Annotated in this window: 14 protein-coding genes; 9 read left to right on the top strand and 5 right to left on the bottom strand. The window is 71.6% G+C overall.

Annotated features, from left to right (window positions below):
• The first annotated feature begins 77 nt into the window (after positions 1–77).
• The 3 genes from ABTX60_RS18990 to ABTX60_RS18980 all read left to right on the top strand — a co-directional run bounded on the left by ABTX60_RS18990 (position 78) and on the right by ABTX60_RS18980 (position 3360).
• Positions 78–1109 carry a PP2C family protein-serine/threonine phosphatase gene (locus tag ABTX60_RS18990; protein ID WP_352098171.1) on the top strand — a complete coding sequence of 344 codons (1032 nt, stop codon included), beginning with the start codon at positions 78–80 and terminating at the stop codon, positions 1107–1109.
• 258 nt (positions 1110–1367) lie between these two features.
• Positions 1368–2708, top strand: coding sequence for an NsdA family TPR-like regulatory protein (locus tag ABTX60_RS18985; protein WP_352098170.1), 1341 nt, complete (start codon positions 1368–1370; stop codon positions 2706–2708).
• Between the two features lie 106 nt (positions 2709–2814).
• Positions 2815–3360, top strand: a complete 546-nt coding sequence (locus tag ABTX60_RS18980; RefSeq protein WP_352098169.1) for an NUDIX hydrolase — start codon at positions 2815–2817, stop codon at positions 3358–3360.
• A gap of 15 nt (positions 3361–3375) precedes the next feature.
• On the opposite strand, the gene ABTX60_RS18975 is transcribed toward ABTX60_RS18980, so the two are convergent.
• Positions 3376–3633, bottom strand: coding sequence for a hypothetical protein (locus ABTX60_RS18975; RefSeq protein WP_234847293.1), 258 nt, complete (start codon positions 3631–3633; stop codon positions 3376–3378).
• Between the two features lie 220 nt (positions 3634–3853).
• On the opposite strand from ABTX60_RS18975, the gene ABTX60_RS18970 reads away from it, so the two are divergent.
• Complete coding sequence (locus ABTX60_RS18970; RefSeq protein WP_352098168.1) at positions 3854–4081, top strand: hypothetical protein; 228 nt, start codon at positions 3854–3856, stop codon at positions 4079–4081.
• A 21-nt stretch (positions 4082–4102) separates the two neighbouring features.
• Here the strand turns inward: ABTX60_RS18970 and ABTX60_RS18965 are convergent, their stop codons facing one another.
• Positions 4103–4978, bottom strand: a complete 876-nt coding sequence (locus tag ABTX60_RS18965) for a 3-hydroxybutyryl-CoA dehydrogenase (protein WP_352098167.1) — start codon at positions 4976–4978, stop codon at positions 4103–4105.
• A gap of 181 nt (positions 4979–5159) precedes the next feature.
• Here ABTX60_RS18965 and ABTX60_RS18960 point away from each other — a divergent pair, with 181 nt between their 5' ends.
• Positions 5160–6419 (top strand): glycoside hydrolase family 10-like protein, encoded by a 1260-nt coding sequence (locus ABTX60_RS18960; protein ID WP_502992351.1) that lies wholly within the window; start codon positions 5160–5162, stop codon positions 6417–6419.
• Between the two features lie 178 nt (positions 6420–6597).
• Here ABTX60_RS18960 and ABTX60_RS18955 read toward each other — a convergent pair whose 3' ends face one another.
• Both ABTX60_RS18955 and ABTX60_RS18950 read right to left on the bottom strand, forming a co-directional pair.
• A complete protein-coding gene (locus tag ABTX60_RS18955) occupies positions 6598–6798 on the bottom strand; it encodes a DUF1918 domain-containing protein (protein WP_053668217.1) in 201 nt (66 codons plus the stop codon).
• Between the two features lie 92 nt (positions 6799–6890).
• Positions 6891–7811, bottom strand: coding sequence for a DMT family transporter (locus ABTX60_RS18950; RefSeq protein ID WP_352098165.1), 921 nt, complete (start codon positions 7809–7811; stop codon positions 6891–6893).
• On the opposite strand from ABTX60_RS18950, the gene ABTX60_RS18945 reads away from it, so the two are divergent.
• The 3 genes from ABTX60_RS18945 to ABTX60_RS18935 all read left to right on the top strand — a co-directional run bounded on the left by ABTX60_RS18945 (position 7810) and on the right by ABTX60_RS18935 (position 10397).
• On the top strand, positions 7810–9246 hold the full coding sequence (locus tag ABTX60_RS18945) for an aminotransferase-like domain-containing protein (RefSeq protein WP_352098164.1): 1437 nt from the start codon (positions 7810–7812) through the stop codon (positions 9244–9246). The two genes, ABTX60_RS18950 and ABTX60_RS18945, sit on opposite strands and share 2 nt — an antisense overlap.
• Before the next feature lie 40 nt (positions 9247–9286).
• Positions 9287–9727 (top strand): GNAT family N-acetyltransferase, encoded by a 441-nt coding sequence (locus ABTX60_RS18940; RefSeq protein WP_352098163.1) that lies wholly within the window; start codon positions 9287–9289, stop codon positions 9725–9727.
• Positions 9728–9800: 73 nt separating this feature from the next.
• The gene (locus tag ABTX60_RS18935; protein ID WP_352098162.1) at positions 9801–10397 is read left to right on the top strand and encodes a histidine phosphatase family protein; all 597 of its coding nucleotides are present in this window, start codon (positions 9801–9803) and stop codon (positions 10395–10397) included.
• Here the strand turns inward: ABTX60_RS18935 and ABTX60_RS18930 are convergent.
• Positions 10379–10825, bottom strand: coding sequence for a DUF6314 family protein (locus ABTX60_RS18930; protein WP_352098161.1), 447 nt, complete (start codon positions 10823–10825; stop codon positions 10379–10381). The genes ABTX60_RS18935 and ABTX60_RS18930 overlap by 19 nt on opposite strands.
• Positions 10826–10957: 132 nt before the next feature.
• Between ABTX60_RS18930 and ABTX60_RS18925 the strand changes: the two genes are divergently transcribed.
• Positions 10958–13444, top strand: coding sequence for an alpha-L-arabinofuranosidase family protein (locus ABTX60_RS18925; RefSeq protein ID WP_352098160.1), 2487 nt, complete (start codon positions 10958–10960; stop codon positions 13442–13444).
• Position 13445 lies beyond the last annotated feature (1 nt).

The following is a 13445-nucleotide window of genomic DNA, read 5'->3' as shown; positions in this document are numbered from 1 at the left end:
TGCTGTCGACAGAATCGGACCGGCCTTCTCGGGCCGGTCCGATTCTGTGTGTCAGGGCCTATTGGGGGGCCATCGGCATGATCCGCATCAGGGGTCGGGTGCGCAGCCTCGGTCTGCCCACGGTCTGGGGCGCGGCGGCCGTCACGTACAAGCTGGCCTGTCCGCTCGCCCAGGAGACCGATCTCCGGGCGCGGCTCGTCACCAGTGCGGTGTTCTTCGCGGTCGGGACCGGGCTGATCCTGCAGGTGCGGCACGCGCTGATGCGCGAGCTGCGGCAGATGCGCCGGGTCGCGGGTGCCGCACAGCGCGCGCTGCTGCGGCCGTTGCCCTCACGGGTCGACGGGCTGGACGTGGCGGCCGTCCAGGTGTCGGCGGAGCGTGGCGCCTCGGTCGGGGGCGACCTCTACGAGGTCGTCGCCACCGAGCACGGTGTCCGGGCCGTGATGGGTGACGTACGCGGACACGGGATCGGCGCCCTGGGGACCGTCGCCGCCGTGCTCGGCTGCTTCCGCGAGGCGGCGCACTACGAGGAGGACCTCGGCGGGGTGCTGCGCCGGCTGGAACGGGCCCTGGACCGCCATCTGCGCCAGGAGCATCCCGCGAGCGCCGCCGAGGAGTTCGTGACGCTGCTGCTCGTGGAGATCCGGCCCGACGGGGAGATGCTCGCCCTGAACTGCGGCCATCCCTGGCCGTACCGGCTGAGCCGTGGCCGGGTGGAGCAACTGGCCCCCGACGATCCGCACCCACCGCTGGGCCTGTTCCCCCTCCCGACTGCTCTGCCGACGCTGAACCTTGGCTGTCTGGAACCCGACGACGCCCTGTTCCTCCACACGGACGGAGCCCAGGACGCACGGGACGCGCATGGCCGGTTCTTCCCCCTGGCGACTGTTCTGGAAGACGCGGTACGGGACGAGCCGGACTCATCGCATACGGTCCTCGGCAGGGTTTCCACCGCCCTCCGGCACCACACACGCGGCGAACCGGCGGACGACATCGCCCTGCTCATCCTCACCAACGGCCGGCACATGTCCCTCAGGGGCGCGGGGAACTGCGCGGACAGCCACGACGCGCCCGCAGTCGACGGCACACCGCTGACACAACGGCGATGACTCGCCCGGCCCGGCCGGCGGAGCCGTCCGCCCCGCCACGGAGTGTCGGGCAGGCAGCCGGGCGGACGGCGGTAGCGGGCCGCCGCACTGTACGAGGGGGAGCCGGCGGCCCGGCCGGCCTCTTTCGAGGCAGTTCAGTCAACCGGCCCGCGACTCTGAGCGACAGCGCACACACCCTGCGGATTCGAGCACTCGGTTCACACCCCGTGTGAAGGCGGAACCACTACTCTGTCCGCACCGAGCCACCGGGGGGCCCACATGCAGCCCAACACTCTGCTCGACGCGATCCTGGACGAGGCCGGGATCTCGCACGCGGGGCTGGCCGCACACGTCAACCAGGCGGGACGGGCCCGTGGCCTGTCCCTGAGGTACGAACACACCGCCGTCGCCCGGTGGTTGAAGGGGCAGCGCCCCCGGGGCCAAGTGCCCGACCTGATATGCGAGGTGCTCGCCGCCCGGCTGCAACGGCACGTCACCCTCGACGACATCGGCCTCGGCGTGCCCGGCGAGCCGTCCGCCCCGCACACCGGCACGCTGTCCGGGTTCGTCGAACGGGCCACCGCCCTGTGGCGCTCCGACCAGCAGCAGCGCCCGCACATCCTGGGCGCGCCCGCCCTCACCGGCACGCCCGCGGTGATGCCGGTGTGGGAGTGGGAGAACCCACCCGAGGACGTGGACGTCTCGCGGGGCGGCAGACACCGGGTCACCGCGGGCGACCTGGAGATGCTGCGGGCCGCCCGTACGCACTACGAGCAGCTGTACCGCAAGGCCGGGGGCATCGCCACCCGGGCCCGGATCGTCGGCTTCCTCAACGCCGAGGCCGCCCCGCTGCTGCGCGGCAGCTACACCGACGAGACCGGCCGTCAACTGCACCGGGCCACCGGCGGATTGGTGGCGGTCGCCGGCATCTGCGCCTACGACTCCGACGCGCACGGGCTGGCCCAGCGCTACTTCCACCAGGCGCTGCGGCTGGCGAAGGCCAGCGGCGACCGGGGACTCGGGGCGTACGTCATCGCCCTGCTGGTCAACCAGTCGCTGTTCATGCGGGAGTACCGGCAGGCCGTCGCCTTCGCGGAGGCCGCGCTGCGCGCCGCCGGCAAGCACATCACCCCGGCGCTCTCCTCCGACCTGTACGCGATGCAGGCCAAGGCGTACGCGCATCTCGGCGACGGCACGAGCGCGCTGTCCCGCATCCGGCGGGCCGAGCAGGCGGCCGAGCGCATCCGGCGCGGCTACGAACCGGACGAGACCGGCTATGTCCAGCCCGGGCTCGTGAACGTCCAGGTGGCGGAGGCGCTGCTGAGCCTGGGCGAGATCGCGGCCGCCGGGGAGCACGCCGCGGCCGCCGTGGACAACCCGGCGCACGACCGCGGCCGGGTGCACCGGCTGGCCATGCTCAGCACCATCGAGCTGCGGCAGGGCAACGCCGACAAGGCGGTGGTCATCGCCGTGCAGATGGCCGAGCAGGCCCGGGGCATGGAGTCCCAGCGGCTGCGCGACCGGCTGCGCGCGGTGCGGGAGCACCTGGTGCGCAGTGGCTGCGCGGGCACGGCCGAGGCCGCCGAACTCATCGACGGGGCACTGCGCGTACCGTTGTAGATCCGGGCCAGGGTGCCCGTATCGCTCCGAGGCGCTTCCCGTGCGCCTGCTGTCCATCCGTCGCTGCTGCGATATTGCCACTTACTCGACGGAAGGTGGCAGAACCGTGCAGTGGACGAAACACAACGAGCAGACTGTGTACTCAAACCGCTGGTTCAGCGTCAATCTCGCGGATGTCGAACTGCCGGACGGCAGGCATCTGGACCACTTCCTCATACGACTGCGGCCCGTTGCGGTGGCCACGGTCGTGAACGAGGCCAACGAGGTGCTGCTGCTCTGGCGGCACCGCTTCATCACCGACAGCTGGGGGTGGGAACTAGCGGCGGGAGTGGTCGAGGACGGTGAGGACATCGCCCGTGCGGCCGCCAGGGAACTGGAGGAGGAGACCGGCTGGCGGCCGGGACCTCTGCGCCACCTCATGAGCGTGGAGCCGTCCAACGGGCTCACCGACGCCCGGCACCACGTGTACTGGGCCGACAACGGCGAGTACGTCGGGCACCCCGTGGACGACTTCGAGTCGGACCGCCGGGAATGGGTGCCCCTCAAGCTCGTCCCCGACATGGTCGCCCGCGGCGAGGTCCCGGCCGCCAACATGGCGGCCGCGTTACTCCTGCTGCACCATCTCAGGCTCGGCCAGGACACGTTGCCCTGATCCCGCCTGTCGCGGCTAGCGTCCCAGCGCCTGCCAGATCGTCACGACGAGGGCACCCACGGCGGTGAGGGCGGCGACCGCGGGCAGCGGCCAGCGCGCGTGCTCCAGCGAGTTGATCCGGGTGTTGAGCTCGTCGAGTTCCTTGGCGGTCTCCTCGGTGCGATGGCTGAGCAGAGCCAGCCCGCCCTCGACGCGGGCGTAGGCCACGTCGAGGCGGCGCCGTAACTCTGCGAGTTCTCCATGGACGACGGGATGCTCGGGATCGGCGGTCACGAGTCCGCTCCTTTCTGTAGTCGTTGCACATCCCTTGCATGCGCATGAGGAGTCAACTCGCCTGGTGGGCGCATGGGGAGAGTGTGCGGAGGGCATATGCGAGCCCGGCGCGCACACGGTGTGTGAATGCCGCGGGCCCGGCACCAACTCCGGTGCCGGGCCGGCTGCTTGGCCGAAATATGACCGTACGTAATCGGCCTCCCGGGGTACCCGGGACATCATGACGAAGTGGCGGAAGAACGCGGCGTACACGCTGGCGCTCTACGGGCTGACCGTCGTCATGCTCCGGTTCTCCTCCGGGGAGGGATGGGGCAGGGCGCTGCTGATCGCGCTCGTGATCACACCGCTCGCCTTCTGGATCGGCTGGCTGCGCCGCCGCATGAGCGAGCAGGCGCAGGAATGGGGACGCCGCCGCCTCCGGCCGTGGCCGGAGGAGCGGCGGCGGTGACGTGGCTGCGCCGGCCGGGCGTCAGGCGTACGTGTAGAAGCCCGAGCCCGTCTTGCGGCCCAGTCGGCCCGCGTCGACCATGCGCTGCAGGAGCGGAGGAGCGGCGTACAGGGGCTCCTTGAACTCCTCGTACATGGACTGTGCGACCGAGGCGACCGTGTCCAGGCCGATCAGGTCGGACAGCTTCAGGGGGCCCATCGGGTGGGCGCAGCCCATCTCCATGCCGTTGTCGATGTCCTCGCGGCTGGCGATGCCCGTCTCGAACATCCGGATCGCGGAGAGCAGGTACGGGATCAGCAGCGCGTTGACCACGAAGCCGGAGCGGTCCTGGGCGCGGATCGCGTGCTTGCCGAGCAGCTTCTCGGTGAAGACCTGAGCGCGGCTGATCGTGCCCTCGGACGTGGTGAGCGCCGGGATCAGCTCGACGAGCTTCTGCACCGGGGCCGGGTTGAAGAAGTGGATGCCGATGACCTGGTCGGGGCGCGAGGTCGCGACCGCCAGCTTCACGAGCGGGATCGAGGAGGTGTTGGACGCCAGGATCGCGTCCGGCCGGGTCACGACCTGGTCGAGCACCTGGAAGATCTCGGTCTTGACCTGCTCGTTCTCGACGACGGCCTCGATCACCAGGTCACGGTCGGCGAACTCGCCGAGGTCCGTGGTGAAGCTCAGGCGGGCCAGCGTGCCCTCCTTCTCCTCCTCGGTGATCTTGCCGCGCTCAGCTGCCTTGGCCAGGGAGGTGAACAGCCGGGTACGGCCGATCTCCAGGGCCTCGCCGGTGGTCTCGGCGACCATGACGTCCAGGCCGGCCCGGGCGCACACCTCGGCGATGCCCGCGCCCATCTGACCGCAGCCCACGACTCCGACGCGTGCAATGTCTCCCGCTGGGATGTCCGTCACATCGTCCCTTTCGCTGCTGATCTACGTCCGGGCAGACCGGCCGGGTCCCGGCGCCTGCTCCGTTCGTGCACGTTACTCCGAAGTATCGATGATCGATCGCGGGGGTGCGGGTCCGCATCGGGCATGCTGACCCCGGAGCGATCCGCGGCCGGGCGGATCCGCGGCTTTCTGGAGCATGCGGATGGGACGAGTCTCACGCAGGGCGTTCGCGGTCGCGGCGCTGTCGGCTTTCACCATGGTGCCTCAGGCGTCGGCCGCGAGCGGACGCGGACGCGGGGGCGGGGGCGGGGGCGGGGGCGGGGGCGGGGCGCCGGGCTCCGAGATGCGGGGTGTCTGGATCGCGTCCGTGGCCAACCGTGACTGGCCGTCCAAGCCGGGTCTGACCGCCTCGCAGCAGCGCTCCGAACTGCTCACCCACCTCGACACGGCGGTCAGCAACCGGCTCAACACCGTCTTCTTCCAGGTCCGGCCCACGGCGGACGCCCTGTGGCCCTCACCGCACGAGCCGTGGTCGCAGTACCTCACCGGCACCCAGGGCAAGGACCCCGGCTGGGATCCGCTGGGCACGGCCGTCCGGGAGGCGCATGCCCGCGGTCTTCGGCTGCACGCGTGGTTCAACCCGTACCGGATCGCCGCCCACGCCGACCCGGCCCGGCTCGCCGCCTCTCACCCGGCGCGCAAGAACCCCGACTGGGTGGTGACGTACGGCGGGAAGCTCTTCTACAACCCGGGGCTGCCCGAGGTCCGCGCCTTCGTGCAGGACGCGATGCTCGACGCGGTGGCGAAGTACGCCGTGGACGGTGTCCACTTCGACGACTACTTCTATCCCTACCCCGTGGCGGGCCAGACCTTCGACGACGACGACGCCTACGACGAGCACGGCGATGCCTTCCCGGACCGGGCCGCCTGGCGGCGGGACAACATCGACCGGCTGGTGCGCGAGACCGCGGACCGGGTGAAGGAGGTCCGGCCGGGCGCCCGTTTCGGCATCAGCCCGTTCGGAGTGTGGCGCAACGCCTCGACGGACCCGGCCGGTTCGGACACCCGGGCCGGTGTGCAGACGTACGACGACCTGTACGCGGACACCCGGAAGTGGGTGCGCGAGGGCTGGATCGACTACCTCGTCCCGCAGTTGTACTGGAACATCGGCTTCGCCGCCGCCGACTACGCGAAGCTGGTGCCCTGGTGGGCGAAGGTGGCGCGCGACAGCCCGACGCAGCTGTACGTGGGGGAGGCCCTGTACAAGGCCGGCGACCCGGCGCAGCCCGCGGCCTGGCAGAAGACGGCTGAACTGTCCCGGCACCTGACGCTGGCCGGGGAGTATCCGCAGGTGCGCGGACACGTCTGGTTCGCCGCCAGGGACGTGGCGGCCGACCGGATCGGGGCGATGGCGCGGGTGGTCGCCGATCACTACGGCCGACCGGCGCCGCCCCCGCTCTGAGTCGCCTCGCGCCGAGTGCCACCACGGGTGGGGCACTCCGCGCCGGGTCGCCCGGCGCGGAGGAGCCATTGGCCGGCCGGGTACCCCACGCCGAGTCGCCTCGCGCGGTGCCCGGCGAGGCTCGTCCCGCACCGAGTCGCCGTCCCCTGCGGACAGCCCACGTCGCCCGCGCGCAGGGTCACGGGCCGGTGGTGGTCTCCCTGTGCCGGATCTCCGTGTCGGGTCCCGGGGAGCACACGCCCTCGTGCCCGTCCTCGAACCGGACGCGGTACGGGGGGTTCCCCTCCTGGCCGAGCACTTCGACGATCTCGCCGATCTTGTCGTGCTGACCGACCACCCTGCCGTGCTGGACAAGCTGGTCGCCCACGGTTGCGCGCATCTGGGGCCTCCTCACGATGTGCGGAGCAGCGGTCCTCGGCCTTGCCTTCAGGTGGGGTGCGCCGGTCGGCAGTGGCCGTGCACCCTCCCCGATCAGCCGCGTGATCGCTGTGTGACGGCGATGCAGACGAGCACCGCCGCGGCCGTCAGCGGGGCGGCGACCGTGAGGTGTTCGCCCAGCAGCAGCACCGACCACACCAGTGTGAGCAGCGGCTGGGCGAGCTGCAACTGGCTGGCCTTCGGGATGCCGATGGCTGCCATGCCGCGGTACCAGACGACCAGCCCGGCGAACTGCGAGCCCGCCGCGACCCACAGCAGTCCGGTGACGCTGTGCGCGGTCAGCCGCACGGGTTCGTGCGCCAGGGCGATCGAGGCCACGGGCACGGTCAGGGGCAGGCACAGCACCAGCGCCCAGCCGATCACCTGCCAGCCCGGCATGACCCGGGCCAGCCGGCCGCCCTCGGTGTAGCCGGCCGCGCAGACCAGCAGCGCGGCGAACAGGTACAGATCGGCGGTGGTCAGGGCGCCGCCGCTCTGCTGCACGGTGAAGGCCAGCACGGCCGCCGCACCCGCGAGGGCGGCGATCCAGAAGATGCGCGAGGGCCGGGTGCCGACGCGCAGGGCCGAGAAGAGCGCCGTGGTGAGGGGGAGCAGGCCGACCACGACGGCGGCGTGCGCGGTGGTGGAGGTCTCCAGCGCCAGGGTGGTCAGCAGCGGGAAGCCGAGGACGACGCCGGCTCCGACGACCGCGAGGCCCGGCCAGTGCCGCCGGGCGGGCAGTGGCACCCGCAGGGTCAGCAGAGCGGTGCCCGCGATCACCGCGGCCAGGACGCTCCGCACGGCGACGAGCGACCAGGGGCCGAAGCCCTCCAGTCCCCAGGCGGTCGCGGGGAACGTGAGGGAGAAGGCGACAACGCCGAGCGCCGCCTGAAGGGTGCCGAGGCCGTGACTCTCCCGGCCCGGGGTGGCGACTGCTATCCCAGGCGGCGCAGTAGCGCTACTCTGTGCTCTCATGCAAGAGCGTAGCAGTGTGGGTGAACTGGTGGAACAGCTGCGACGGGAGCTCGACCGCTACTCACCTGGTGGAAAGCTGCCGTCGAGCCGGGCCCTCGTCGAGCGGTTCCGGGTGAGCCCGGTGACGGTGTCGCGGGCCCTGGCGCAGCTCGCCGCAGAGGGCCTCGTGATCACCCGGCCCGGCGCGGGCGCGTTCCGCGCGCAGGCCCGGACGGCGCCGGCCCCCACGGGTGACACCTCCTGGCAGGAGGTCGCGCTGAGCGCCGACGGCGCCGCCGACCTCGTGCCGCGCTCCGTGGACGCCTCCGGGGTGCTGGTGTCGCTGGCCGCGCCGCCGCCCGGCGTGATCGAGTTCAACGGCGGCTATCTGCACCCGTCCCTGCAGCCCGAGCGGGCGATGGCCGCCGCCCTCGCGCGCGCCGGACGCCGTCCCGGCGCCTGGGGGCGGCCGCCCATGGAGGGGCTGCCGGAGCTGCGCGAGTGGTTCGCGCGGAGCATCGGCGGCCCGGTCTCGGCCGCCGAGGTGCTGGTCACCGCCGGCGGGCAGTCCGCGCTCACCACCGCCCTGCGCGCCCTCGCCCCGCCCGGGGCACCCGTCCTGGTCGAGTCGCCCACCTACCCCGGCATGCTCGCCATCGCCCGCGCCGCCGGCCTGCGCCCGGTGCCCGTCCCGGTGGACGCCGACGGCGTACGTCCGGCGCTGCTCGCGGACGCCTTCCGGGTCACCGGCGCCCCAGCCTTCGTCTGCCAGCCGCTCTTCCAGAACCCCACGGGCGCGGTGCTCGCGCCCGAGCGGCGCGCCGAGGTGCTGCGCATCGCCCGGGAGGCGGGCGCGTTCGTCGTCGAGGACGACTTCGTGCGGCGGCTCGTGCACGAGGACGCGGAGCCGCTGCCGCGCCCGCTGGCCGCCGACGACCCCGACGGCGTCGTCGTCCACGTCTCCTCGCTGACCAAGGCGACCTCGCCGAGCTTCCGGGTGAGTGCCCTGGCCGCCCGCGGTCCGGTCCTGGAACGGCTGCGCGCGATCCAGGTCGTCGACACGTTCTTCGTGCCGCGCCCCCTCCAGGAGGCCGCCCTCGAACTCGTCGGCTCGCCGGCCTGGCCGCGTCATCTGCGCGCCGTCTCCGCGGCGTTGAAGGCCCGCCGGGACGCGATGACCGGCGCCCTCGCCCTGCGCCTGCCGGAACTCGCCCTGCCGCACGTCCCCTCCGGTGGCTACCACCTGTGGCCACGCCTGCCCGACGGCACGGACGAGTCGGCCCTGACCTCCGCGGCCCTGCGTGCCGGCGTCGCCCTCGCACCCGGCCGCCCGTACTTCAGTGCCGAACCCCCGGCCGCGCACGTCCGGCTGAGCTTCGCGGCGGTCGCCGGGACCGGTGAGATCGCGGAGGGCGTACGGAGGCTGCGTACGGCCTGTGACGAGGTGCTGGGATAACCGCTCGACGCCCTTCGCGCGGCCTGCGAGCATCGCGGACATGACCGACACGCCGAGCCTGCCCGAGGGCTACGAGATCTCCACCGACCCCGCCCGCGTCGACCGCGAGCGCGTGCACCACTGGCTGTCCACCGACGCCTACTGGGCGCTCGGTCGCTCCCGGGAGCAGCAGGACCGGGCGATCGAGGGGTCACTCAACTTCGGGGTGTTCGACTCGGTGTCGGGAGAGCAGGTCGCCTACGCCCGGGTGATCACCGACCGGGCGACGTTCGGGTGGCTGTGCGATGTGTACGTCGGTCCGGCGGTGCGCGGCAAGGGCGTGGGAAGCGCGCTCGTGGCCGCCGTGCGCGAAGAGCTGCGCTCGTCCGGGGTGCCGCGGGTCCTGCTCGCCACGCAGGACGCGCACGGGGTGTACGAGAAGATCGGATTCGCCCCGCTGGAGCGGCCCGAGCGGTGGATGGCGCTCATCTTCGCCCAGTGAGAGCCGGGGCACCCTGGGTAACTCGTAGGTAACGGCTCTTGACCTGCGTACTTGGTGCGCCCACGATCGCCGCATGCCACTTCGGGTCACCTTCGTCGCCGCCGCGCGCAGCTCCCCGCTGCTCGCCGAGCGTTTCGAGGACGACCGGCCGCTGGACCAGGCCGGCTGGGGCGAGGTGGAGCGCGCCGCCCGGGACCTGCTGCCGCTCGCCGCGGCCGAACTGCGCTACTGCTCGCCGACTCCCCGCAGCCGGGCGACGGGGGACGGGCTCGGATACGCGCCGTTGGTGCAGCTCGGCCTGCGCGACTGCGACATGGGCCGCTGGCGCGGACTGACCCTGGGCGAGGCGATGGCCCGGGAGCCGGATGCCGTGGACGCCTGGCTCGCCGACCCCCGCGCCACACCGCACGGGGGTGAGTCGCTGGTCGACTTCATCACCCGCGTCGGCGGCTGGCTCGACACCCGGCCCGTCGAGGACGGCTGCCGGGTCGTGGCGGTGGCCGAGCCCTCCGTGATCCGGGCGGCCCTGGTGTATGCCCTGAAGGCGCCGCCGTCGACGTACTGGAACATCGACGTCCGCCCGCTGTCGACGACCGCCGTGACGGGCCGGGCGGGCCGCTGGAACCTGCGCTTCGACGGCGGGGCGCCGGCTCAGCCCTCGCGCACGTAGTCGGTGGACAGGACCAGGTCCTTGGCGGGGCCGCGGACGCGCCACACCGTCCGCCAGTGGTCGCTGTCGTGGACGGCGAACTCGCCTCGGTAGAGGTCCGCCGCACAGGGATGGCCGGCGACATGCCGGCCGGACGTCAGGTCCAGGTCGTGGAACGGCCGCCCGTCGGCGAACCGCACGTCCGCCGTGCCGCCCGGGCCGGGAAGGAACCGCAACGTCCGCTCGGCGGGCCGGGCGACGCCCTGCCAGACGAAGGTGCCGGACTCGTGGTGCAGCAACCCGCCGGGCCCCTCCGTGTCCTCACGGAACTCGGTGGTTCCGCTGAACTCCCCTTCCGCACCGCTCGCGAGATCCCGCACCGACCGCGACACCCTCCAGCGCCCGGCCAGAAACGAGAGTGCGTCCGGCACTGGCCAGAACTCGCCCATCCTGCTCCGCTCTCCGTCCCGGCGTTGTCGTGCGCCCCATTGACGCGCTTCCGTCCCCTCCCTATCTTGCCGTTCGAAGTGCTGATCATTGTCTGATATTTCGAACCTCTAGCAGAGAGCCGCGGAGTATCCATGCCACGCACCGACGCCCGCACCCGATGGAGACTCGGTCTCACGACCACCGCCCTCCTGACGGCAGCAGCCCTCTTACCGGCCCCCGCGCACGCCGAGGACGTCGCCGACTACACGATCACCGTCGACCCGTCCGCCCGGGGCGCGAAGATCGACGACACGATGTACGGCGTCTTCTTCGAGGACATCAACCGCGCCGCCGACGGCGGTCTCTACGCCGAGCTCGTGCAGAACCGGTCGTTCGAGTACTCCACCGCCGACAACGGCTCCTACACGCCCCTGACCTCGTGGACGGCCGGCGGCACGGCCCAGGTCGTGAACGACTCCGGCCGTCTGAACGAACGCAACCGCAACTACCTCTCCCTGGGCGCCGGCTCGTCCGTCACGAACGCCGGCTACAACACCGGCATCCGGGTCGAGCAGGGCAAGCGGTACGACTTCTCCGTATGGGCCCGCGCCGAGAGCGGCAGCACACTCGCCGTCTCCCTGAAGGACGCCGCGGGCAGCCTGGCCACCGCCCGCCAGATCGCGGTGAAGGGTGGCTGGGCCAAGTACAAGGCCTCCTTCACGGCGTCGCGCACCAGCAACCGCGGCCGTCTCGCCGTGGCCTCCACGAACGCCGCCGCGCTCGACGAGGTGTCGTTGTTCCCGCGCGAGACGTACAAGAACCAGCCCAACGGCCTGCGCAGGGACCTCGCCCAGAAGATCGCCGACCTGCACCCGGGGTTCGTGCGCTTCCCGGGCGGCTGCCTGGTCAACACCGGCTCCATGGAGGACTACAGCGCGGCCTCGAACTGGCAGCGCAAGCGCAGCTACCAGTGGAAGGACACCGTAGGCCCGGTCGAGGAGCGAGCCACCAACGCCAACGTCTGGGGATACAACCAGAGCTACGGCCTCGGCTACTACGAGTACTTCCGCTTCTCAGAGGACATCGGCGCCATGCCGCTGCCCGTCGTCCCCGCCCTGGTCACCGGCTGCGGGCAGAACCGGGCCACCGACGACGAGGCGCTGCTCGAGCGGCACATCCAGGACGCCCTCGACCTCATCGAGTTCGCCAACGGCCCGGCGACCTCGGAGTGGGGCAAGGTCCGCGCGCGGATGGGCCACCCCAAGCCCTTCCACCTGACCCACATCGAGGTCGGCAACGAGGAGAACCTCCCGAAGGAGTTCTTCGCCCGCTTCCAGAAGTTCCGGGCCGCCATCGAGGCGAAGTACCCGGACATCACCGTCATCTCCAACTCGGGCCCCGACGACGCCGGTTCGACCTTCGACACCGCCTGGCAGCTCAACCGCGAGGCCGGGGTCGACATGGTCGACGAGCACTACTACAACAGCCCGAACTGGTTCCTGCAGAACAACGACCGCTACGACTCCTACGACCGCAGCGGCCCCAAGGTCTTCCTCGGCGAGTACGCCTCCCAGGGCAACGCCTGGAAGAACGGCCTGTCCGAAGCCGCCTTCATGACCGGCCTGGAGCGCAACGCGGACGTCGTCAAGCTCGCCTCGTACGCCCCGCTGCTCGCCAACGAGGACTACGTGCAGTGGCGGCCGGACCTGATCTGGTTCAACAACCGGGCCTCCTGGAACTCGGCCAACTACGAGGTCCAGAAGCTGTTCATGAACAACGTCGGCGACCGTGTCGTGCCGTCCAGGGCCACCACCACCCCGAACGTCAGCGGCCCCATCACCGGTGCCGTCGGCCTGTCGACGTGGGCGACCAGCGCCGCGTACGACGACGTGAAGGTCACCTCGGCGGACGGCTCGACCCTGCTCAGCGACGACTTCTCCGGTGACGCCTCGAAGTGGACCACCAGCGGCCGTGGCAGCTGGAGCGTCCAGGACGGGGCCTACGTCCAGACCGACACCGCCGCCGAGAACACCATGGTCACGGCGGGCGACCCGGCCTGGAAGGACTACGACCTGCATGTGAAGGCCACCAAGAAGTCCGGCAAGGAGGGCTTCCTCGTCGCCTTCGGCGTCAAGGACACCGGCAACTACTACTGGTGGAACCTGGGCGGCTGGAACAACACCCAGTCGGCGATCGAGCAGGCCGTGGACGGCGGCAAGGGCACCCTGATGACGAAGCCCGGGTCGATCGAGACCGGCCGGGCCTACGACATCGACATCAAGGTGCGCGGCCGCCAGGTCACCCTGTTCCTCGACGGCAAGGAGTGGGGCAGCTTCGAGGACGACAAGCCGGCCGAGCCGTTCCGCCAGGTCGTCACACAGGACGCCCGGACCGGGGACCTGATCGTCAAGGTCGTCAACGCCCAGTCGGCCGAGGCCCGTACGGCCGTCGACCTCGGTGACGCCAGGGCCGCCGCCACGGCCCGCGTCACCACGCTGGCCGCCGACGAGACGGCCGTGAACACCGAGACGGACACCCCGGTGACCCCGGTGACGTCCACCTTCCGGGGCGTGGCCAAGAAGTTCACGTACACGTTCCCGGCGAACTCGGTGACGTTCCTGCGGTTCAAGCAGAAGTAGG

The organism is Streptomyces sp. NPDC126510 (assembly GCF_040302345.1).
Taxonomy (GTDB): domain Bacteria; phylum Actinomycetota; class Actinomycetes; order Streptomycetales; family Streptomycetaceae; genus Streptomyces.
The sequence above is the reverse complement of the archived record's forward strand: the minus strand, read 5'-3'. Positions and strand labels throughout refer to the sequence as shown.

What these genes read in the sequence shown, in the direction of transcription:
- ABTX60_RS18990 (WP_352098171.1), top strand. Translation starts at nt 78, where the DNA reads ATGATCCGCATCAGGGGTCGGGTGCGCAGCCTCGGTCTGCCCACGGTC.
- ABTX60_RS18985 (WP_352098170.1), top strand. Translation starts at nt 1,368, where the DNA reads ATGCAGCCCAACACTCTGCTCGACGCGATCCTGGACGAGGCCGGGATC.
- ABTX60_RS18970 (WP_352098168.1), top strand. Translation starts at nt 3,854, where the DNA reads ATGACGAAGTGGCGGAAGAACGCGGCGTACACGCTGGCGCTCTACGGG.
- ABTX60_RS18960 (WP_502992351.1), top strand. Translation starts at nt 5,160, where the DNA reads ATGGGACGAGTCTCACGCAGGGCGTTCGCGGTCGCGGCGCTGTCGGCT.
- ABTX60_RS18955 (WP_053668217.1), bottom strand. Translation starts at nt 6,798, where the DNA reads ATGCGCGCAACCGTGGGCGACCAGCTTGTCCAGCACGGCAGGGTGGTC.
- ABTX60_RS18945 (WP_352098164.1), top strand. Translation starts at nt 7,810, where the DNA reads ATGCAAGAGCGTAGCAGTGTGGGTGAACTGGTGGAACAGCTGCGACGG.
- ABTX60_RS18950 (WP_352098165.1), bottom strand. Translation starts at nt 7,811, where the DNA reads ATGAGAGCACAGAGTAGCGCTACTGCGCCGCCTGGGATAGCAGTCGCC.
- ABTX60_RS18940 (WP_352098163.1), top strand. Translation starts at nt 9,287, where the DNA reads ATGACCGACACGCCGAGCCTGCCCGAGGGCTACGAGATCTCCACCGAC.
- ABTX60_RS18935 (WP_352098162.1), top strand. Translation starts at nt 9,801, where the DNA reads ATGCCACTTCGGGTCACCTTCGTCGCCGCCGCGCGCAGCTCCCCGCTG.
- ABTX60_RS18930 (WP_352098161.1), bottom strand. Translation starts at nt 10,825, where the DNA reads ATGGGCGAGTTCTGGCCAGTGCCGGACGCACTCTCGTTTCTGGCCGGG.
- ABTX60_RS18925 (WP_352098160.1), top strand. Translation starts at nt 10,958, where the DNA reads ATGCCACGCACCGACGCCCGCACCCGATGGAGACTCGGTCTCACGACC.